Origin of the sequence: Psychrobacter sp. FME5 (assembly GCF_014861375.1) — a bacterium.
Classification (GTDB): domain Bacteria; phylum Pseudomonadota; class Gammaproteobacteria; order Pseudomonadales; family Moraxellaceae; genus Psychrobacter.
This window is the reverse complement of the sequence record NZ_RRYX01000022.1, coordinates 1-19,667: the sequence shown is the minus strand read 5'-3', so window position 1 is coordinate 19,667 and position 19,667 is coordinate 1. Positions and strand designations below refer to the sequence as shown.

Here is a 19,667-nt window from a genome sequence, read left to right as displayed (position 1 = left end):
TATTTTTTAAACTACTTATTCATAACTAAGCAAGCATCCCACCATCGACAACGACGGTTGTACCCGTGGTATAACTTGAAGCGTCAGACACTAAGTATAATACCGTACCAGCCATTTCATCTGGATCCGCCACGCGCCCTAGCGGGATTGCATGTAATGCCATTTTTAAGACTTTATCATTGGTAGTCAAAGCAGAGGCAAATTTAGTGTCGGTTAAACCTGGTAATAACGCATTGACGCGAATATTTAACGGTCCGCATTCTTTGGCAAAAGATTTGGTCATACTGATGACAGCCGCTTTAGTGATTGAATAAATACCTTGCTTATCACCCGCGACTAAGCCATTGACCGAGGCGGTATTTAAAATAACGCCGCCGCCCTGCTCGCGCATCATTTTGCCAGCAGCCGTCGACATAAAGAAATAACCACGAATATTGACTTCGACGGTCTTATCAAAAGCGGCTAAATCCGTATCTAGGATATGCCCGTAATAAGGGTTGGCAGCGGCATTATTGACTAAGATGTCAATTTGACCAAATTCGCTTTTGATATGCTCAAAAATTGCGTCAATCTGCTCCATCTCGCCCACATGACAGGCAAAGGCGCTGGCTTTATGACCATCAGCGACAATGCTATCGGCAACCGCTTGGCAAGCATCAATCTTACGGCTAGAGACAATAACGTGTGCGCCTCTTGAGGCCAAAAGACGGGCGATAGATTCGCCAATACCACGGCTAGCGCCCGTGACTAAAGCAATCTTGCCGGTTAAATCAAATAAATCTTTCATTATTATTCCTTATATTTTAAATTAGCTATTCAGTTTTCAATTTTTTATCGTAACTACTTAATAAATTATAGTTGAAAAACTGCAAATCCATTACAAGGCAGCCGAGCGTAGATATTACGTATAGTAAATCGAGCGAGGCTAACACCGTAATGATTTAGCAGTTATTTGACTATTAAGCCAGCATACCGCCATCAAGGGTAAAAGCATGACCATTCATAAAGCTGCTCTCATCACTAGCCAGCCATGCAATCGCGCCAGATACTTCATCGACCTTACCTAAACGGCGCATTGGACTGGCTTTAATGGTTGCTTGCTGCGCACGCTCATCCATATTAGCCATAGTATTGCGTACCATTGGCGTATCGATAAAGCTTGGGCATACCGCATTAAAGCGAATATTGACGCGGGCATATTCATGAGCAGCAGATTTGGTCAGTCCCATCACGCCATGCTTAGCAGCGCTATAAGCTGACAATAAAGGCGCAGAACGCAAGCCAGCAATCGAGGCCACATTAATCACATGACCACCGCCATTCGGTGCCATACAGGCAACAGCGGCACGCATACAATGCCAGACACCTTTTAGGTTAACAGCGATATTACGGTCAAAATCCTCATCGCTAAGCTCATGCATCGGTACAGGCTTATGATCGATACCAGCATTATTTATCACCACATCTAGACCGCCTAAAGTGTCCATGGCAAAGGCAAACAATACACGAACTTCATCGCCGCTAGTGACATCGACCTTTTGAAAGACAATACTATTACCAGCGTCTTGGGCTTGCTTGGCAACAGCAGCACCCATTTCTTCTGCCAAATCGCCAATGATTACTTTGGCACCGCGACTTGCCAGTAGTAACGCGCTAGCCGCACCGATGCCAGACGCACCGCCTGTGATTAAGATACGTTTACCTGTGACGTTTGAAGCCGGTAAATTTGCTAAATTATTTGACTCAAGTCCATTTGTATTTAATGTCATGATTTATCCCTCTACCTTAAGTACCAGTTTTCCGAAGTTTTCACCTTTAAAGAGCATCATCAACGTATCAGGAAAAGTCTCGATACCTTCAACGATATGATCTTTTACTTTAATATCACCTGACTGAATCCAGCCTGCGATATCTTTCATCGCCGTCGGGTATTCTTTAATATTATCAAAGACCACAATGCCTTCCATCCGTGCACGATTGACCAATAATGACAGATAATTCGATGGCCCTTTTACTTCTGTCGTGGTGTTGTATTGGCTAATCGCCCCGCAAATCACGATACGCGCATGCAGATTAATTTGAGTCAGTACGTCATTTAAAATATCGCCGCCAACGTTGTCAAAATAGACATCGACGCCTTTTGGACAGGTTTCTTTTAACGCTTTTTTTACATTTTCATTCTTATAGTCGATTGCCGCATCAAAACCTAACTCATCGACTAAGAATTTACATTTCTCAGAACCACCTGCGATACCAACGACGCGGCAGCCTTTGATTTTGGCAATTTGCCCAACCAAACCACCAACCGCACCGGCAGCGCCAGAAATAACAACTGTCTCGCCAGCTTTTGGCTGACCCGTTTTTAATAAGCCAAAGTAGCCGGTCATACCTGGCATACCGAGCACGCCTAAATAATAAGACAACGGCGCAAGGCTTGGATCAACTTTATGTAGTCCAGTACCATCACTGATTGCATACGACTGTACGCCATTGTGACCTGCGACATAGTCACCGACTACAAACTTCTCATGCTTGCTTTCAATAACCTCACCCACAGTACCGGCACGCATCACTTCGCCAATCTGTACTGGTGCGATATAAGATTTGGCGTCGTTTAACCAACCACGCATCGCTGGATCGATAGAGATATATTCGATTTTAATCAGTAACTCACCGTCTGAAACAGTCGGTAGTTCTGACTCGGTATAATCCCAAGTATCAGCGCTCGGCTCGCCAACGGGTCTCGCTTTTAAACGCCACTGCTTATTCATTGTTGTCATTATTTATTCCTTTAAGTTTGTATTTTTTGTTAATACTAAAATTGTTAATATCAAACATGACTGAAAATCGATTAAAACCACTCTGCTTGCATATCGATACATACCGCATTGTCATTATTTAACAGCTCGATATCGCGATTGATTAATGGTAATTCCCAATCGATAAAGTACTTTGCCGCTTGTATTTTGCCTTGATAAAAGTTTTGTTTTTCGACGTCGGTTGTATCACTTAATAATTGCTCAGCTTTGCTGGCTTGGCGAATCCAAATCCAACTCACTACGATTGAAGCAAAGATATTCATCAATGCTTGGGCATTTCCGGTAAGCGTGATTGCTTTTTCTGTTTGTAGAATTTTACTTAAATGTACCAACAATTCATGTAAATGAGCCATATAAGGTATCAATTTACCTGCCAATTTGGCAGTCTCGGGCGTGGTTTTTAGAGTGGTTGTGCTTTCTAAATCCTGAGTAATTTCACGTTTTAGAATTTCAATACCAAGCCCTTTATTTTGCCATAACTTACGGAATGACAAATCTAATGCCTGTACGCCATTTGTGCCTTCGTGGATAGGATTGAGACGGTTATCACGCCAAAATTGCTCGGCTTGATACTCACGCGTATAGCCTGCGCCGCCCAATACTTGGATACCCAAATCATTGGCTTTAGGACCATATTCAGACGGCCATGCTTTTAATACGGGCGTGAGCAAATCTAATAACTCTGAAAGCTCATTTTTTAGAGTCGCATCCTCACAAGTATTGATACGGTCAATCAGGTTTGAGCCGTATAAGCATAAGGAAATGCCGCCCTCGCTATAAGCTTTTTGCGCCAGTAACATACGCTTCACATCACCATGCTGAATGATAGCGGTTGCTGGATCTTCAGGTTTATTATTCGGTGCGATTCTACCTTGCGTGCGGTCCTTGGCATAATCGAGCGAATATTGATAACCGCGATAACCAATCATCGCTGCGCCAAAACCAACCGCAATGCGCGCTTCATTCATCATTTTAAACATATAGCGCAAACCAAAATGCTCTTCACCGATAAGATAACCCTGACAGTCACCTTTATCACCAAAGCTCAGTGCGGTAGAAGTCGCGCCTCGATAACCAAGCTTATGAATCAGTCCGGTTAGATGCACATCATTGCGCGCGCCAACCGATAAATCCTCATTTAAACGATACTTTGGCACGGCAAATAAAGAGATACCTTTGACACCACCGGGACCGCCCGGCACTTTAGCTAAAACCAAATGCACAATATTGTCAGACAGTTCGTGATCGCCACCTGAAATGTAAATTTTGCTGCCTTTTACGCGATAGCTGCCATCGTCTTGTTTGATAGCAGTGGTTTTGATATCAGCAAGTGAGGAGCCAGCATGTGGCTCTGTTAATGCCATGGTGCCAGTGAATTCACCGGTTAACATACGCGGCATAAAGGCGTTTTTAATCTCATCACTGGCAAAATGTGAGATGACATTAATCGCCGCCGTGGTTAAAAATGGATAAGCAGTAGTCGATGGATTGGCCGCCATAAAATAGCCTGCCACCGCGGTCATCACGGTTTCAGGTAATTGCATGCCACCATCGTCGAAACTATAACGACCAGCGATAAAGCCTGACTCACGAAACGCATCAAAGGCGACTTTCACATCGTCTATCATGGTTACCTTTTTGCCATCGAACTGCGGCTCGTTTTTATCCGCTACATGGTTATGCGGCAAAAATAACTGAGTCGCAATTTTATTGGCAGTGTCCAATACCGCATCGAACGTTTCGCGGCTGTGTTCTGCAAACTTAGGATGCTCGGTTAAATGTTCAGTACCCAATACATCGTAGAGTTGAAACGGTAATTCAAAATCGTTGATAAGCGTATCTGCTGCCATAGTGTTCTCGCTAACTAATTAAATTTGGTTATCAATTGATATTAATCTAATTTAGCACGTTGCCGTATTGTCATTTATGACATAATTACGGTCAAATAAGACATTTATAAGCCGCCGAGCTAAGTAAATACAGCTAAGAAATAAGTTATCTTAGAACGCAGTTATCAAAAAACAGCCATTAAAAAAAGATAAAGGAAAACAGATAACTATGCCCTATTTCAAACCTTTTAAAGTGATTATTCTTGGCTTCGATGGGGTGCTTGGTAGCGTGCTTGCTGGCGCGTTAGACCTGTTTTCATTTACCGGTGTCAGTTGGCAACGATTTTCGGGTGAAGCCGTAGAGCCTAGATTTAATGTGCAGATAGCAAGCCTAGGCGGCGCAGATATTAGATGTAGCAATCGCTTAATCATGCAAGCGCATTGCGATATTCGAGATGTGACGGAGTGCGACTTATTATTAATCCCAACCATTGGCGATTCTATCGATAAGGTATTGAGCCAAAATAGCCAGTTAATTCCACATTTACAGCGGTTGGCAAGTACCAAAGCAGATATTGCTAGTAATTGTAGCGGTGCTTTCTTTTTAGCAAAGGCAGGATTGCTCGATAATAAAATAGCCACCACCCATTGGGGCTATGCGAGTAAATTTAAGGCAGACTTTCCACTGGTTGATTTGCAAGAAAACCAGTTTGTCACTCAATCAAAGAATCAATCAAAGAATCAATCAAAAAGCCAGTCAAAAAGTGACTCAATAACCCAGTCGGGCAATATCTTTTGTGCGGCGGGAGGAAGCGCCTTTTATGATTTGGGATTGTTATTAATAGAGCGCTATTGCGGGCGTGAGATTTCTACCCAAGTGGCAAAAACTCAAATCATCGATAGCAAAAGAGGTAATCAGAACAGCTATACCAATGTGACTTTGCATAAACCGCATGCAGACCAATTGGTTCAGCAAGTACAAGAGTTCATTGAAGAGAACTTCAATCAGCCTCTACAAGTGAGCAGTTTGGCAGCCATGGTTAATATCACACCGCGCACATTAAATAGACGCTTTCAATCCGCTGTCGCTATGCGTCCGATTGAGTATATTCAAGCGGTGAGAGTTGAACAGGCAAAACGTTTATTGGAGTTGGGCGATGTGACGATAAAATCGCTGGCGCATCAAGTCGGCTACGATGATATCTCCTCATTTACTCGCCTGTTTAAACGCGCCACCGAGCTGACCCCAAAAGAATATCAGGATAAATTTTCGCGATTGGCTATTTAGGTTTTCTTTGTTGCTGATTTCTCTAATGACTAAAGATTTTGCCATAACCCTTCGACATGAATAGAATCAGGCTTAATCGTTGGATAATCGCTAAATGCCAATTGATAACCACCGACTGTATTTGGGCTAACTTGACAGCTCGCCCCAAGTGGAAAACTGTGTTTTTGCCCAATATGACCAAAGCTCATGCCACTATAAATCGGCAATCCTGTGAGTTTATGCAGTTGACGAATCACTGTAGCCACATCGTAGCGCTTGTCATAACTGTCCTCACCTGCGCCCGATAACGCACCAAATATAATCGCTTGCTGCCCTTTAAACACGCCTGCTAAATACAAATCATACAGCATGCGCTCAATACGATAGGTTTGCTCGCCCACATCTTCTAAGAACACAATGCCGCCGTCAATACGTGGTAAATACTCGCTGCCTGCCAGCGCTGATACTATACTTAGGTTGCCACCCCAGATAGTACCGGTTAAGGTTTTTGGTTCTGCAGTTGTTAAGATACTGGGTAAATTCGGACTGGTCAAAGATGCATCATTTATATTAATCACCAAATTGGGATTGGTTAGTGCTTCTGCAAACTGTCGACAGCTGACCTGATCGGGTTTAGTTTTGCCAAACTCGCTATATAGCATCGGCGCGGCAAGCGAGCTCATATCCCCTTTTGCCAGTAATGCACACTGGATAGCGGTCACATCGCTAAAGCCTGCGAGTATAGCACCGCGCTCTTTCATGATACGACCCAGCGTTGACCAATCAACCATCGGTAATAAACGCATCGCACCATAACCACCGCGTACACCCAGTAGCAGCTTAGGGGCTGCGATAGCACCGGTGGCAATGTTTTGTAAATCGCTTGCTCGCTGTGAATCAGTACCGGCAAAACGCAGATACTGCCGCTTAGTAATCGTAGGATTGTCCACTTTAAAACCTGCACAGGCCAAGCGATCTAATGCCAACTGATTGCGCTCATTACTACCACCGACGTTGGAACTGGCAAAAAGCCTCGTCTCAATACTTGGCGTGATACAGCTTATTTGCGGTTGTAATGTCTGAGAAGGTATTGCTTGGGATACCGAACTCTCATCAAAAAATGCCGTTGGCAAATCATCTTTGGTCAGCTGTGTGCCATTATCTTGAGCAATATTATTAGATGCTAGTGCCTGAGTAATACCTTGGGTCGCTAATAACCCTACACCAGTAGAGACACCCATTTGACGTAAAAACTGGCGGCGATTCAGCCCAGCCATACTTTTTATAGGTGATTCAGCCGCTTTGTGCTCACTCTCATTTTTATTATTTTTTAATGATTGTACAGAAGGTGTTTTTGAAGCCATATTTTGTTGCTACCTATCAATTTTTATCTTGGTATCGTTTTAAGTGATTTTTATCTTTATTATTAACTGACTTATAACATCGAGACATCGCATTGTAGCTTGTTTATCAGCGTTTAAAGTTGCCCAATCTTTGCCTATATTTACTTTTTCGCTACTTTATGGCATAAAATGGCTCAAGCAACTTGCATACTCACCACCACAAACCCAACAAATCGTTATGGCACGATATTGGCACACGCCATAACTTTGTTATAGTATAAGAATACCGAATGCTGTGAAATAAGGATAATAACAATGGCTGATAAAGCAACTGACAAACAAAAAAAAGATGACATCCTAGATGCAGATCTTGAATACATTATAAATGAAGAAGAAAAGCTCAAAGAAAAACTACAAGATAGTAGCCATCTTGAACGCTTCACCAAAGACTTGATGCTGTTTGTGAGTTTAATTAAGGATTATTATAAAGGCAATTATCGCGATATTCCTTACAAGACCATCTCGGCCGGTGTCGTCGGCTTGCTTTATACCTTGAACCCGATCGATATCATCCCAGACTTCATCCCTTTTATCGGTCATATCGACGACGCACTAGTACTGGCATTTTGCTTAAAACTGATTGAAAAGGATTTGCAAAAATATCAAACCTGGAAGAAAGCTCAATCAACTGCCAAATCTACCACTGACTTAAAGAAAAACGCTTAGCCTTGTACCCGTTATAAGTTTTAAACGAGCATAGTAAAAAGCCACGACCGATAAGCATTTATCAGTCGTGGCTTTTTTAACGTCTTAAGATTTTTTAACATACCCAGTGAGCATCAGCCGCTAGCCTGGCACATCATAACTAGATTTTTCAGGATTGAGACCAAATGAATAAACAAAGGTTCCAACGAGGCTATTGACGATAATAAAAGGCAAATCAATGCTAGTGTGCCCTAATGCGTAACGACCGATCAGCCACGAGACAATTAGCATAATGATAAAAAATCCGCCGAGATACGCCAATATTGCTGGATGCTTTAGATTATAAGGCTGCTCAGGTTTAGGCTGTTTGTCCAATACACGCGTTCTGATTGCCCAACCAGCCGCATAACAAAACCCACCCAACACTACATAACTAAAAAAATTCATATTGCCTGACTCTGATGATATGGTTATTTATAATAAATGACGTTTATTCAATACTGTTTTATAACGGCTACCTAGACTAGACACTATCATTAACGTTATCAATCACAATATTGGCATGAGGATTGGCTAAGATGTCGGTATTAACGTCGTCACATTCCACGCGATAAATGGTGTTGGCACCGCGATAAATATAGGATAGATACTCACTGTCTAATAACGGATCGATATTAGCATAGACAGGTTTGACATGTGCTAATACCAGTACCCTATCAGGGCGACCAATGACGGCATCAACATTATCAGGGTCAATAGAGAAAAACGTTGGAATATCGCTTTTTTCAATCACTTCTAACGGTTCAGCATCATCCCAAACACGCTTGGTGCTTGCAGGCTCCTTCATTTGCATCACCCACGCACCATCTTGTTGACTGACTTTGATTTGCGCCGGCTCGTCATCACTGACGGTATAGCAACCCTCAAATATTGATAAATCCGCTGCCGGCTCAACCATTTCAGTATCGGCTTGAGTGTTGCTATCATTACAAGCACTCAAAAGTAGCGCGCTACTCACCACAATACCAACCATCAAATGTGACAGTCTTTTATAAGAAATGTTTGAGCGTAAGGACATAATCAGGTTATCCTGCATTCGTGCATGAAAGGCTTTTATTAAGCGCGTTATTGTTCAAAATATAGTGGATTCACTTTAACAACGATACAGTGCTGTAACACCGATAGTTTTCAGTTTTATAGTAGACTCTTCTTTTAAACTGCGTCTATTTTAACAGAAACCCCGTCTGTTTTTCTTGTCTTGTTCGTCTTAATATAGTTGGTTCTAAATAAAAAAGATACGTTATGATATGACGCGGATGCTGTACCGCTTTTATATTGAACTCACTATTAGTTGCCATTTTAGGACAAGAAAAGCGTGATGATAGGTGTCAGAGAATTGGCAATAGCTGGTTTTACGATTTTGTGTATTGCGACTGCCCATATCAATCATAGATTTGCTATACTCAAGCCTAAAATATAAAGTGCTAGCTCTCGTTAAAACAACGTTAGCAGAAGCTTTTTTACGCTACCCTACGCTTCTTATATATTAGGTCAATACATTTTTATGTCAGACAATCAAGCCCCAGCACAGCAGCTCAATACCCATAACGCCATAAATCCGTTGGCCGCTAAAGCAAACACGATCGTTGCTTACACGGACGGCGCTTGTAAAGGCAATCCCGGTGCTGGCGGCTGGGGTGCGCATCTTATATTCAGCGATGGTCAAACGCAGGATTTATATGGTGGCGATAGCGAGACGACCAATAATCGCATGGAGCTAATGGGTGCGATACAAGCATTGAGACACAGTCCACTTGAGCAGAAACTTGAGATTTGGACAGACTCAAGCTATGTCAAAAAAGGCATCACCGAATGGATTGAAGGCTGGAAAAAACGCGGCTGGAAAACAGCCAGTAAAAAACCCGTCGCTAATCAAGACCTTTGGCAACAATTAGATGAGCTTTGCCAACAGCGTAATGTAGATTGGCACTGGGTCAAAGGTCATGCGGGACATGCTGGTAATGAAAAAGCAGATGAGCTGGCAAACCTAGGCGTGACGTCCAGCAGTGACAATTTATCGGTGATAGACACCCAAGCAGCGGCTAAAAAAAAAGACCAAATAGTAGAAACTAAACCAACCGCTAGCGATGATTGGCTAAGTTTCGACCCGCTGGGTCTTGATATGATAGAAGATGATGACACAGTTGATGAGCCTGATAACGAGTCTGACACAGCGCTATCAAAAAGCGATAACGATAAAAACCATACTAATAGCATGGTAGATAACAACGCTATAGTAGACACGAATCGCTATCAGGATAATGCTAGCAACCCGAAGAATCCTACAGACACACCGGAACCACAGACCCTTATGACTGATACTACAATAAATACTCAAATACCAGAGACAGAAACTGATATAGGAGCTAATAAGGTAACGGATACGCCAAAATTCGATGGCGATACCAGTCGAGCCAATCCGCATTTTATACCGCTGTTACCTCAGCCTATTCACCGTCACGAGTCTGACCGTCAGCTTATTATGGATACCGAGACTACAGGCCTTGATCCACTAAAAGGCGACCGTATTATCGAAGTTGGTATTGTAGAGATGATCGGGCGTAAATTTACCGGTGAAAAACTACACGTCTACATCAACCCACTGCGCGGCATGGACGAGGAAGTTATTCGCATTCACGGTATTTCTGAAGCATTTTTAACCGATAAACCAACCTTTGATCAAGTCGCTCAGGCACTCTATGAGTTTATGGATGGTGCTGAGATTATCGCTCACAATGCCACGTTTGATATGAACTTCTTAAATATGGAGTTTGCCAAAGTTGGTATGAATGACTTTGCTGAGCGGGTAAAAGTGACTGACTCGCTGGTAATGGCAAAGCAGCAATATCCTGGGCAAAAAAACACCCTAGATGCTTTAGTACGTCGCCTAGATGTCGGTAAGCAAGACCGTACGTTTCACGGAGCCTTACTTGACTCTGAGATTTTAGCTGAAGTTTATCTGGCGATGACTGGCGGGCAAGTTACGCTAGCCATCGAAGAAGACACCCAAGCCGATGGCGGACATACCGCTCATGCAAATTTTGCTAATTTAGCCGCTTTATTACTAGAATCGAGCAGCAATGAGAGCGCCAGTCAAAGCTGGTATACAGCACTTGCCGAAGACTACCCTGAGCTAAAAGCCAACATGTAACGTCATTTAAAACGTTGATGATATCGAGCATTTGCGCAATAACATTTGTATAATATAGCCTTGATTATTGTTATATTAAGCGTTAAAACATACTAATAAATGCTTTCTAAACACCGTTTAAACCATCGTCATTCTCATTAGTACATTATGGAAAACACCTATGGACCAGTCTGCGCAAATGAAGTTAACCGCCCCAACGCTTAGTGTTACTGATTTCAACTTACCATCTCTACACTTGTTGTATGATGAAATCATCGTAACCTTAAAAGATACTGAGATTCATCTGAGTGAGTTTAATGACGATAGTAGTCAGGCGCATTTATTATTGGACTCAATCACTGTACTAAAGCAGCTGTCTTGTATTTTTGAGCTGATTTCCTTAGTCGGGGCGGAAACGCTAAACACAACCATCGTCAATGGTTTACAGCGTCTTTATGATAATGGCAATAATAACAATGTCGACTTGATCATGGATTTATCAGAAGCCATCATGACACTAGAACGTTATGTCGAGTTTGTGCTATTGACCGAATCAGTGGAGCCCATTTTATTACTACCGGTTATCAATAAACTCAACGCTCACGGGAAAGAGTCTCCTATCACAGCAGATTATTTTTCGACGTTTGGTAGCAGCAGCGTCAGTATCGCCAACCCTGAACAGAACTTCCAACCACTCAACGAGCTTAATTTAGACAGTGAATTACTGACCTATGCATATCGTAGTGGTCTTGGTGTCGCTCTGCTTAACCAAGATGGCACCATTAGCCCAGATGATCAGCAAAAACTTGACGCCATGAGTGCGGCATGTGCTTTGATAGCATCAAACAGCAATAGTATGTTCTGGCAAGCAGCTACTGCAGCCGTTACTGATATTGCAACGATCTTGCCGCTCAATCTCAGCCAAAAACATACGCTTATTTATTTAGAGCAGCAGTTCCAAAGCTATTTGCCCGTGATGGATACGCGCTTTGCCGATTTGGTCAGTTTTGCTTGTCAGCGTGATAACGAAGCGGCGCACATATTGCGTGAGCAATATGCCAACAATCGGTTGGAAGGTCCTCAGCTGGAGCAAATGAAACGTTTCTTATTAGGCCCTAACCGAGCGCTTACCGATACGTTGAACACCATCATTCAAACCCAGATTAATACTATCAAAGAAAATGTAGACAGCTACGCGCGTGGCGATTCGCTCAATCCTGCTGATATGCAAACCGCGCAAATTATCGAAGACCTCATGACATTGAGTTCGGCGCTACGCTTGCTGGGTTTATCCAATGCCGCCAACAGCCTCGATACAGCGGCCAATGCTGTCAAAAACTGGCAAGCACCTTCGCCTGATGACTTTGACCATTTGCTGCTGGCATTGATGCATGCAGAAAACGCCACCATTGCGATGGCCGAAATGCATACCCCGGGGGCGATTTATTTACCATTGAATAATCCCCATATCTCATTGCATCAGCTCAATACGGCCAACGACACTTTGATACAAGAAAGTCGTACCGCCATTGCCAGTGCCGAACAAGCCATCAATGATTATTTGGCTGAGCCAGAGCGAGACATGCTCAATATTCAAAACATTCCTGAAATGATGCGCCAAGTTGCAGGGGCTGTACGCTTCTTGCAGCTACCAACACCTGCCAGCATGCTCAGCCAACTGGCCAACTATATGGAGCAGCGCATCGAAGGTGGCCGACGTATTGAAGACAGTACGCTCGCCTATATCGCTGATGTCATTATGGCAGTCGATCATCATTTAGATGGTTTTGAACATAATCGTCCTGTCAGTAAACAAGCGCTAGATGTCGGTCAGCAGAGCTTGAGCTATCTACTCGCTGCTTAACCACCATAGCGATCAATAAACACTTAATAATGGCAACGATACCTTGATGGCGGCGGCTTTTCTGCCATCGCCCTTCATTTATATATAGTTGGTTTAATATAATTTGGACACCGTATCCGACTTATAATGGATTGACTATATTTCAATTTAAAAAAGTCTGTATCAACACTGATGCATACTTGCCTTAAACAGTTTGGAATTCTATATATGACCAACGCTTTTGTATTTAGTGATGATACTGTTCTGTGCCGCCAAACGTCTGATGGCTGGTGGCCTTTGCAGGTTCAATTATCACCATCTAATGCAAATACAAGCCATAGCGAGTATCAACAAGCGTATCAGCTTGGCCACGTCGCGCTACTTGAAAGCCTAGCCCCGAGTCACTGGTTGTCTGCTCAAGACGGTGCTGATAAGAATGGTAAGAATACAGGTAAGTCAATTGAGACTGATGACACCTTTACTGCGCCAGCGGCCAGTGCCATTACTTATGATTATGCAATAACAAACGAGATTGCGCTGCCTATCATCGCTGAGAGTAGCGGTAAGGCTTTTGTTCCGTATCGCCAGCTGATTACCCAGTTGCCTGTTGCTGTGTCAGATCAGCTTAGTCAAGCCATGCAGTTATTGCGCTGGCAGGCAGACACACAGTTTTGTAGCCGCTGCGCTACCCCAACCGTTCATGCCAAACAAAATGAGCGTTCGATGGTCTGCCCAGCTTGTCGATTGCGCCAATACCCGCGCGTACAGCCTTGTGTCATCACAGCCATCACAAGACCAAACCCACATACGGGTGAAATGCAGATTTTACTGGCCCATCACCACCGTTACGGACAGCAAAAGACACCGCAGCAAACGCTACAATATGGTTTGATTGCAGGGTTTGTAGAGGTCGGTGAAAGCTTGGAACATGCAGTCGTTCGTGAAGTGGCCGAAGAGGTTAATATTAGCCTAACGGATATTCGCTATGTGAGTAGCCAGCCATGGCCGTTTCCATCTAATTTGATGCTCGGCTTTCGGGCGGCTTATGCAGGTGGCGAACTTATTATTCAAGAAGACGAGCTGTCACACGCCGACTTTTTTGACCTTTCAAACTTGCCCAAAATACCATCAAAAGGTAGTATTGCTTACGAGCTGATTGCGCAGATTATGAACGAGCAAGGTATGACGATTTAACGCTTTACACCCTAACCCTTACTATCACTATATTTATTCTAATATCAGCACTGACCACTGACGTTAAGGTTCCTAATTAAATGCAAAGTAGCACCAATATCCGCTTAGTCAATCTGCCAATATTGTTCGATAGCTTGAACATAAAAGCACTACCTGCTGATATACAAACGAAGATTTCAGATATTGATACTTGCCTACCGCAAACACAGTGTGGTTTATGCGACCATCCAGATGGCTGCTTACCGTATGCAGCTGCTATCGTGCTAGACGGTGAGCCATACAATAAATGCGTGCCTGGTGGTCAACCTGTTACCAATGCCATCGCCCAAATTATCGATATAAACAGTGATGAATCGATACTGAGCGCGGCGCCTTCTCAATGGCCAATAGATGCCATATCGTCTAGGCCTACCGAGGTACGCGCCGTTATCCGTGAAGATGACTGTATCGGCTGTACCAAATGTATCCCTGCATGCCCAGTTGATGCTATTGTCGGTACTGGCAAGCACATGCATACTATCTTTACGGATTTGTGCACAGGCTGCGAGCTATGTATCGCCCCTTGCCCAGTTGACTGTATTGATTTGGTCACTATCGAGCGCGAGCTGTCTATCTCTGAGCGTGAAGCAGAACAAGATGATTTGAGGCAGCGCTATCATACTCACCTTAGGCGCGTCACCGAACAGCTGGCTGATAGCAGCAATAGCAAGCCTGTGGTCAGTATGGTAGAAGCAAAACTGAATAATGCTGCTAGCCAATCGTTGAATATCAGCGAAGCGCAAGCAAAAAATACCATTGCCGCCGCCAAGCTACGCAGTAAAATTAAAAAACTAGAAAAACAGCTTAGCGTACGCCCTAATGAGAACAAACAGACAGAACTTGAAGCGTTGCAAGCTGAGCTCGCACAATTTTAATAGCGACCATCTGCTTTTGAATAACCATTAGATAAAATAATAGTCAAAATACCATGAGTAAAACCGTCAAACATAAAACTGCCGATACCCCGCCATCGAGGCGACTACCCAATCGCGACGTGCGCCCGTTCTTTGAAAAATTGGCAGCAACGATTGACGAGCCAGTTACAGAGTTAAACTATGGTAGTAATTTCGAGCTACTGATCGCCGTTATATTATCCGCACAGGCAACCGATGTCAGCGTCAATATTGCGACCAATCAGCTCTATCCTGTAGCGAACACCCCTGAGGCGATATTGGCATTGGGTGAAGACGGTCTAAAATCTTATATCAAAAACATTGGGCTATATAATGCCAAAGCCAAAAACGTCATTAAAACCTGCCATGATTTGATAGAGAAATTTAACAGTACTGTCCCAGATAATCGCAAAGACTTAGAGTCTCTAGCGGGCGTTGGCCGTAAGACGGCCAATGTGGTGTTAAATACTGCTTTTGGACAACCAACGATGGCAGTCGATACCCATATCTTTCGAGTGGGTAACCGTACTGGTCTCGCGACTGGCAAAAACGTCTTAATTGTCGAGCAAAAACTGGTCGAACGTATTCCAGATGACTTTATCGTTGATGCCCATCATTATCTCATTTTGCATGGGCGCTATACTTGTCAGGCACGCACGCCCAAATGTGGCGCTTGCCCTGTTTATGACGAATGTATGTTTAAAGATAAAGCTAAGTTTTTAGAATTATAATGCCATTGTTGAATATTACTTATAGAAGAACAAGCGACGCTCACTAGAGTTTTATCACGTTTCGAGTTAGAATAAGCCTATTTTAACGCTGATAAGCCAGATTAATTACTGTCATATAATCAGGCAACAATCACCATGTTGGCAAATGCTTATTATTAAATAGCACTTCTACTAAAGCATGAAACCAGACTAAGCTTAACCACATATTTTTCAATATCTAATTGATACATGCATTTATTATCAAGTGAATTGAGCAGTACCTATTTATCACCTTATCACCGAGCAATTGATTTGTTTGGCCAATATTAATTAAAGCAGCGCCCAGACGCTATGCTTTTCCCTACCTTTATTGATTCAATTAAGCGATCCTATTATGCGCGAATACAACTTATTTACCTCAGAATCTGTGAGCGAAGGCCATCCCGATAAAATGGCTGACCAAATATCAGACGCTATCCTTGATGCCATCTTACGTGAAGATTTACATGCGCGCGTGGCGTGCGAAACGCTGGTTAAGACAGGTGCGGTGATATTAGCAGGTGAAGTGACCACGACCGCAAATATCGATGTTGAACGTATTGTACGCGATACGGTAAACGGTATCGGTTATCACCATTCAGACTTAGGCTTTGATGGCGAGACCTGTGCTGTTATCAATATGCTTGGTAAACAATCTCCTGAAATCGCCCAAGGCGTCGATCGTAGCGACCCTGAAGAGCAAGGCGCTGGTGACCAAGGGCTGATGTTTGGCTATGCCAGTAATGAAACCGACGTTTTAATGCCAGCGCCTATCGAATATGCTCATCGTTTAATGGAGCGTCAGTCTGAGTTACGCCGTGCAGGCGAACTGCCTTGGCTACGCCCAGACGCAAAAGCGCAAGTTACCTTAAAATATGAAGGCAACCACCCTATTGCCATTGATGCAGTGGTATTATCCACGCAGCACGATCCAAGTATCTCACAAGCCGATTTACAAGAAGCGGTGATGGAATCTATCATCAAGCAAGTATTACCAGCAGATTTATTGCACGCTGGTACGCGTTACCACATCAACCCAACTGGCAAGTTTGTTATTGGCGGTCCCGTTGGTGATGCAGGATTGACTGGACGTAAAATTATCGTTGATACTTATGGCGGTATGGCTCGTCATGGTGGCGGTGCATTTAGTGGTAAAGACCCTTCAAAAGTAGACCGTAGTGCCGCTTATGCTGTGCGTTATGTGGCCAAAAACTTGGTTGCCGCTGGCATCGCTGAGCGCTGTGAAGTACAAATCAGTTATGCGATTGGCGTTGCTGAACCGACGTCTATTTCGGTTAATACTTTTGGTACCAATAAAATCAGTCATGAAGAAATCATTCGTTTGATTCGTACCCATTTCGACCTACGCCCTTATGGTATTACTCGTATGCTGAATTTATTACAACCAATGTATCAGCAAACCTCCACTTTCGGGCATTTTGGTCGCCAAGGTTCTGAAACTGCCTTTACGTGGGAAAAAACAGACAAAGCTGAAATCTTAAAAGCAGATGCGGGTTTATAAACCTCGCGTGAAATATACTTTCATTTAATTTAGACCTTTAAACTTACCTACCATTATTAGGAGTCGCTTATGTCTCAAAATAACATTCCAGACGACGCTCAAAACAAAAATGACAATATTGACACTAGCCTTGAAATCACCCCTGAAATGCAGGCGTTTTACCAACGTGCCGACGCTATTATTGGCGTAGCAAACAGCCAACTAGGTCCTGAGGCGCATTCAGGCCAAGTAGGTGCTTCATTACTTTATGCTGCTGCACGTTATAGCGCATCTGTTGCTTCTATTGGCTTTGTAAAAGGTGATGATTTCGCCAAAGAAAAAGACGATATTGTTGAGTTTTATACCAAACAATACCGTCAAATGCTCAGTGACAACTTGACTGATTACGCACAAAATTTCGACAAATATGTCCAGCTTAATAAAGACGACAAGCCTAGCGAATAAGACGAAAAGACTTAGCTAATTTTTCAAAAGTTCTTGTAGCACCAAGACTTAAACCCAAGCTTACGATTAAGCTTGGGTTTTTTATTGGCTATAATTTGGTGGCTCACTACCCCGAAATAAGCTATTATGAGTTTAACCCGTCCTATTTCTAATAAGTATTAAAGCAATCGTTTTTGATAACAGAAAGTTATCATTTGCTACCTATAAGGAGATATTGTTATGAAACACTTATTTCAGTCATGGCGATTATGCTTGTCATTATTAGGATTATCAGCAACAGTGGCTTTGGCTGGCTGTAACAATATCCAAAGCGTCAATACACCTGACATGCCGCCTATGCATACCACTGAATACAACCAGCAGATATCTAGCGACAACCCTTTTACTAAGTGCCCACCTTACAATCCTGAACAAACGATGTGTACCATGCAATATGACCCTGTCTGTGTCAAAATAAAAAACCGCTCAGGTATCAGCTATCGCACGGCGGGTAATGCATGTTCAGCCTGTGGCACAACGGTGGCAATCGGTTACGTTAAAGGACAGTGCGCACAACCTGACGTAAACGTAAGCTAATATAAAAAATAACACTGCCGAGCTAAATAAAGAAAGCCCCAGCTTAATCATAAGCTGGGGCTTTTAGGTGAGCTTTGCTACTTTTTACTTTAACAATACTTAATTATCAGATTTTTCGAAATCAGGCGGACCTGTTAGCAGTTCTTCATCACGGAACTCATTGGCTGAGTTGTGCTCTGCTGATTCTTCAGTGATAAACCACTGCTGATTACGATACAGTATCAAGCGATCTCGACTTAAGCCGCGCAGTAAGGAGTACATCATAATAACAATGACAATAGCAAAAGGGAAACCTGACACGATAGACGCTGCTTGCAGTGCACCTAAGCCACCTGCTGCTAATAATACAGCGGCGATAACACCTTCAGTACCTGCCCAAAACAAACGCTGAATTTTTGGTGGATTGGTATCACCACCTGAGGTCAACATATCAATAACAAAACTGGCTGAATCCGATGAAGTGACAAACCAAAGTACAATCATTACCACGATTAGCAAGTTCAATGCTGAAGTTAATGGATAAGACTCCATCAGCTTAAAGATAGCACTACCGGTATCAGCCCTGACTGCTTCAACTAAACCAGGGCTTGCGATATTAGGATCAACCGCTGCCATCAGCTCCATATGTACTGCTGAGCCACCAAAAGCGGTGAACCATAAGAACAAAATGGTAATAGGAATCAACAGTACGCCTAATATGAACTCACGGATAGTACGCCCACGAGAAATACGTGCGACGAATACACCTACAAATGGCGACCAGCTAATCCACCATGCCCAATAGAAAATCGTCCACGATGACTGCCAGTTTTCTTCGCCGTTATAAGACTCAGTCCACGTTCCTAATGGTATGACTTGATGCAGATAATTACCAATATTTTCGACAAAGCTATTAAAAATAAACTGCGTAGGCCCTAAGATAATCACGAAGCTTAGCAATACGACCGTAAATAGTATATTAATATCACTGAGGCGCTTAATCCCTTTATCCAGCCCCATAAACAGAGATAACCCTGCTAGCATGGTGATAAAGGCAATTAAAATAATCTGTACGGTGATGTTATTCGGAACACCAAACAGCGTCTCAAGACCAGAGTTAATCTGCAATACACCCAAACCCAAGGTGGTCACCACCCCAAACATCGTACCGAACACCGCTAGCGTATCAACGGTATGGCCCATAGGACCATAGATTTTTTGGTGGTGTATCAGAAAGTATGCTGAGGAGATAAAAGGAGGGTGACAGCCAAAGCA

At 43.2% G+C, this 19,667-nt stretch carries 18 protein-coding genes; 10 read left to right on the top strand and 8 right to left on the bottom strand.

The features are described 5' to 3' along the window. Window positions 1-25: 25 nt before the first annotated feature. The 4 genes from EI161_RS05145 to EI161_RS05130 form a co-directional block, all read right to left on the bottom strand. Window positions 26-787 carry an SDR family oxidoreductase gene (locus tag EI161_RS05145; protein ID WP_192524492.1) on the bottom strand — a complete coding sequence of 254 codons (762 nt, stop codon included), beginning with the start codon at window positions 785-787 and terminating at the stop codon, window positions 26-28. A gap of 172 nt (window positions 788-959) precedes the next feature. Then, the gene (locus tag EI161_RS05140; protein ID WP_192529128.1) at window positions 960-1,769 is read right to left on the bottom strand and encodes an SDR family NAD(P)-dependent oxidoreductase; all 810 of its coding nucleotides are present in this window, start codon (window positions 1,767-1,769) and stop codon (window positions 960-962) included. Between the two features lie 3 nt (window positions 1,770-1,772). Further along, window positions 1,773-2,780: an NADP-dependent oxidoreductase gene (locus EI161_RS05135; RefSeq protein WP_192524490.1), complete on the bottom strand. Its 1,008-nt coding sequence runs from the start codon at window positions 2,778-2,780 to the stop codon at window positions 1,773-1,775. Window positions 2,781-2,851: 71 nt separating this feature from the next. Further along, window positions 2,852-4,669 carry an acyl-CoA dehydrogenase gene (locus EI161_RS05130; RefSeq protein WP_192529127.1) on the bottom strand — a complete coding sequence of 606 codons (1,818 nt, stop codon included), beginning with the start codon at window positions 4,667-4,669 and terminating at the stop codon, window positions 2,852-2,854. Between the two features lie 208 nt (window positions 4,670-4,877). On the opposite strand from EI161_RS05130, the gene EI161_RS05125 reads away from it, so the two are divergent. Then, a complete protein-coding gene (locus EI161_RS05125) occupies window positions 4,878-5,936 on the top strand; it encodes a GlxA family transcriptional regulator (RefSeq protein ID WP_192524488.1) in 1,059 nt (352 codons plus the stop codon). A gap of 29 nt (window positions 5,937-5,965) precedes the next feature. Here the strand turns inward: EI161_RS05125 and EI161_RS05120 are convergent, their stop codons facing one another. Further along, the gene (locus EI161_RS05120; protein ID WP_192524494.1) at window positions 5,966-7,192 is read right to left on the bottom strand and encodes an LD-carboxypeptidase; all 1,227 of its coding nucleotides are present in this window, start codon (window positions 7,190-7,192) and stop codon (window positions 5,966-5,968) included. Between the two features lie 381 nt (window positions 7,193-7,573). Between EI161_RS05120 and EI161_RS05115 the strand changes: the two genes are divergently transcribed. Continuing rightward, window positions 7,574-7,984: a YkvA family protein gene (locus EI161_RS05115; protein ID WP_192524487.1), complete on the top strand. Its 411-nt coding sequence runs from the start codon at window positions 7,574-7,576 to the stop codon at window positions 7,982-7,984. 120 nt (window positions 7,985-8,104) lie between these two features. On the opposite strand, the gene EI161_RS05110 is transcribed toward EI161_RS05115, so the two are convergent. Both EI161_RS05110 and EI161_RS05105 read right to left on the bottom strand, forming a co-directional pair. Next, entirely contained in the window at window positions 8,105-8,410 is a 306-nt protein-coding gene (locus EI161_RS05110; RefSeq protein ID WP_192524486.1) for a hypothetical protein, read from the bottom strand. 76 nt (window positions 8,411-8,486) lie between these two features. Continuing rightward, entirely contained in the window at window positions 8,487-9,041 is a 555-nt protein-coding gene (locus EI161_RS05105; RefSeq protein ID WP_225735232.1) for a hypothetical protein, read from the bottom strand. Between the two features lie 486 nt (window positions 9,042-9,527). Between EI161_RS05105 and dnaQ the strand changes: the two genes are divergently transcribed. From dnaQ to EI161_RS05065, 8 genes are all read left to right on the top strand, one after another. After that, complete coding sequence (dnaQ, locus tag EI161_RS05100; RefSeq protein WP_192529126.1) at window positions 9,528-11,174, top strand: DNA polymerase III subunit epsilon; 1,647 nt, start codon at window positions 9,528-9,530, stop codon at window positions 11,172-11,174. Window positions 11,175-11,334: 160 nt separating this feature from the next. Beyond that, window positions 11,335-13,017 (top strand): hypothetical protein, encoded by a 1,683-nt coding sequence (locus EI161_RS05095; protein ID WP_192529125.1) that lies wholly within the window; start codon window positions 11,335-11,337, stop codon window positions 13,015-13,017. A 207-nt stretch (window positions 13,018-13,224) separates the two neighbouring features. Continuing rightward, a complete protein-coding gene (gene nudC / locus EI161_RS05090) occupies window positions 13,225-14,190 on the top strand; it encodes an NAD(+) diphosphatase (protein WP_192529124.1) in 966 nt (321 codons plus the stop codon). 80 nt (window positions 14,191-14,270) lie between these two features. Continuing rightward, entirely contained in the window at window positions 14,271-15,104 is an 834-nt protein-coding gene (locus tag EI161_RS05085) for an RnfABCDGE type electron transport complex subunit B (RefSeq protein WP_192524344.1), read from the top strand. Between the two features lie 53 nt (window positions 15,105-15,157). Then, the gene (nth, locus tag EI161_RS05080) at window positions 15,158-15,853 is read left to right on the top strand and encodes an endonuclease III (protein ID WP_192524345.1); all 696 of its coding nucleotides are present in this window, start codon (window positions 15,158-15,160) and stop codon (window positions 15,851-15,853) included. 373 nt (window positions 15,854-16,226) lie between these two features. After that, the gene (metK, locus tag EI161_RS05075) at window positions 16,227-17,393 is read left to right on the top strand and encodes a methionine adenosyltransferase (protein WP_192524346.1); all 1,167 of its coding nucleotides are present in this window, start codon (window positions 16,227-16,229) and stop codon (window positions 17,391-17,393) included. Window positions 17,394-17,540: 147 nt separating this feature from the next. Then, window positions 17,541-17,837 carry a DUF3144 domain-containing protein gene (locus tag EI161_RS05070; protein ID WP_192524352.1) on the top strand — a complete coding sequence of 99 codons (297 nt, stop codon included), beginning with the start codon at window positions 17,541-17,543 and terminating at the stop codon, window positions 17,835-17,837. 219 nt (window positions 17,838-18,056) lie between these two features. Then, complete coding sequence (locus tag EI161_RS05065; protein WP_192524347.1) at window positions 18,057-18,413, top strand: hypothetical protein; 357 nt, start codon at window positions 18,057-18,059, stop codon at window positions 18,411-18,413. 99 nt (window positions 18,414-18,512) lie between these two features. Here the strand turns inward: EI161_RS05065 and EI161_RS05060 are convergent. Further along, window positions 18,513-19,667: BCCT family transporter (locus EI161_RS05060; protein WP_192529123.1), on the bottom strand; the 1,155-nt coding region annotated here is incomplete at its 5' end.

What these genes read in the sequence shown, in the direction of transcription:
- EI161_RS05145 (WP_192524492.1), bottom strand. Translation starts at nt 787, where the DNA reads ATGAAAGATTTATTTGATTTAACCGGCAAGATTGCTTTAGTCACGGGC.
- EI161_RS05140 (WP_192529128.1), bottom strand. Translation starts at nt 1,769, where the DNA reads ATGACATTAAATACAAATGGACTTGAGTCAAATAATTTAGCAAATTTA.
- EI161_RS05135 (WP_192524490.1), bottom strand. Translation starts at nt 2,780, where the DNA reads ATGACAACAATGAATAAGCAGTGGCGTTTAAAAGCGAGACCCGTTGGC.
- EI161_RS05130 (WP_192529127.1), bottom strand. Translation starts at nt 4,669, where the DNA reads ATGGCAGCAGATACGCTTATCAACGATTTTGAATTACCGTTTCAACTC.
- EI161_RS05125 (WP_192524488.1), top strand. Translation starts at nt 4,878, where the DNA reads ATGCCCTATTTCAAACCTTTTAAAGTGATTATTCTTGGCTTCGATGGG.
- EI161_RS05120 (WP_192524494.1), bottom strand. Translation starts at nt 7,192, where the DNA reads ATGGCTGGGCTGAATCGCCGCCAGTTTTTACGTCAAATGGGTGTCTCT.
- EI161_RS05115 (WP_192524487.1), top strand. Translation starts at nt 7,574, where the DNA reads ATGGCTGATAAAGCAACTGACAAACAAAAAAAAGATGACATCCTAGAT.
- EI161_RS05110 (WP_192524486.1), bottom strand. Translation starts at nt 8,410, where the DNA reads ATGAATTTTTTTAGTTATGTAGTGTTGGGTGGGTTTTGTTATGCGGCT.
- EI161_RS05105 (WP_225735232.1), bottom strand. Translation starts at nt 9,041, where the DNA reads ATGTCCTTACGCTCAAACATTTCTTATAAAAGACTGTCACATTTGATG.
- dnaQ (WP_192529126.1), top strand. Translation starts at nt 9,528, where the DNA reads ATGTCAGACAATCAAGCCCCAGCACAGCAGCTCAATACCCATAACGCC.
- EI161_RS05095 (WP_192529125.1), top strand. Translation starts at nt 11,335, where the DNA reads ATGGACCAGTCTGCGCAAATGAAGTTAACCGCCCCAACGCTTAGTGTT.
- nudC (WP_192529124.1), top strand. Translation starts at nt 13,225, where the DNA reads ATGACCAACGCTTTTGTATTTAGTGATGATACTGTTCTGTGCCGCCAA.
- EI161_RS05085 (WP_192524344.1), top strand. Translation starts at nt 14,271, where the DNA reads ATGCAAAGTAGCACCAATATCCGCTTAGTCAATCTGCCAATATTGTTC.
- nth (WP_192524345.1), top strand. Translation starts at nt 15,158, where the DNA reads ATGAGTAAAACCGTCAAACATAAAACTGCCGATACCCCGCCATCGAGG.
- metK (WP_192524346.1), top strand. Translation starts at nt 16,227, where the DNA reads ATGCGCGAATACAACTTATTTACCTCAGAATCTGTGAGCGAAGGCCAT.
- EI161_RS05070 (WP_192524352.1), top strand. Translation starts at nt 17,541, where the DNA reads ATGCAGGCGTTTTACCAACGTGCCGACGCTATTATTGGCGTAGCAAAC.
- EI161_RS05065 (WP_192524347.1), top strand. Translation starts at nt 18,057, where the DNA reads ATGAAACACTTATTTCAGTCATGGCGATTATGCTTGTCATTATTAGGA.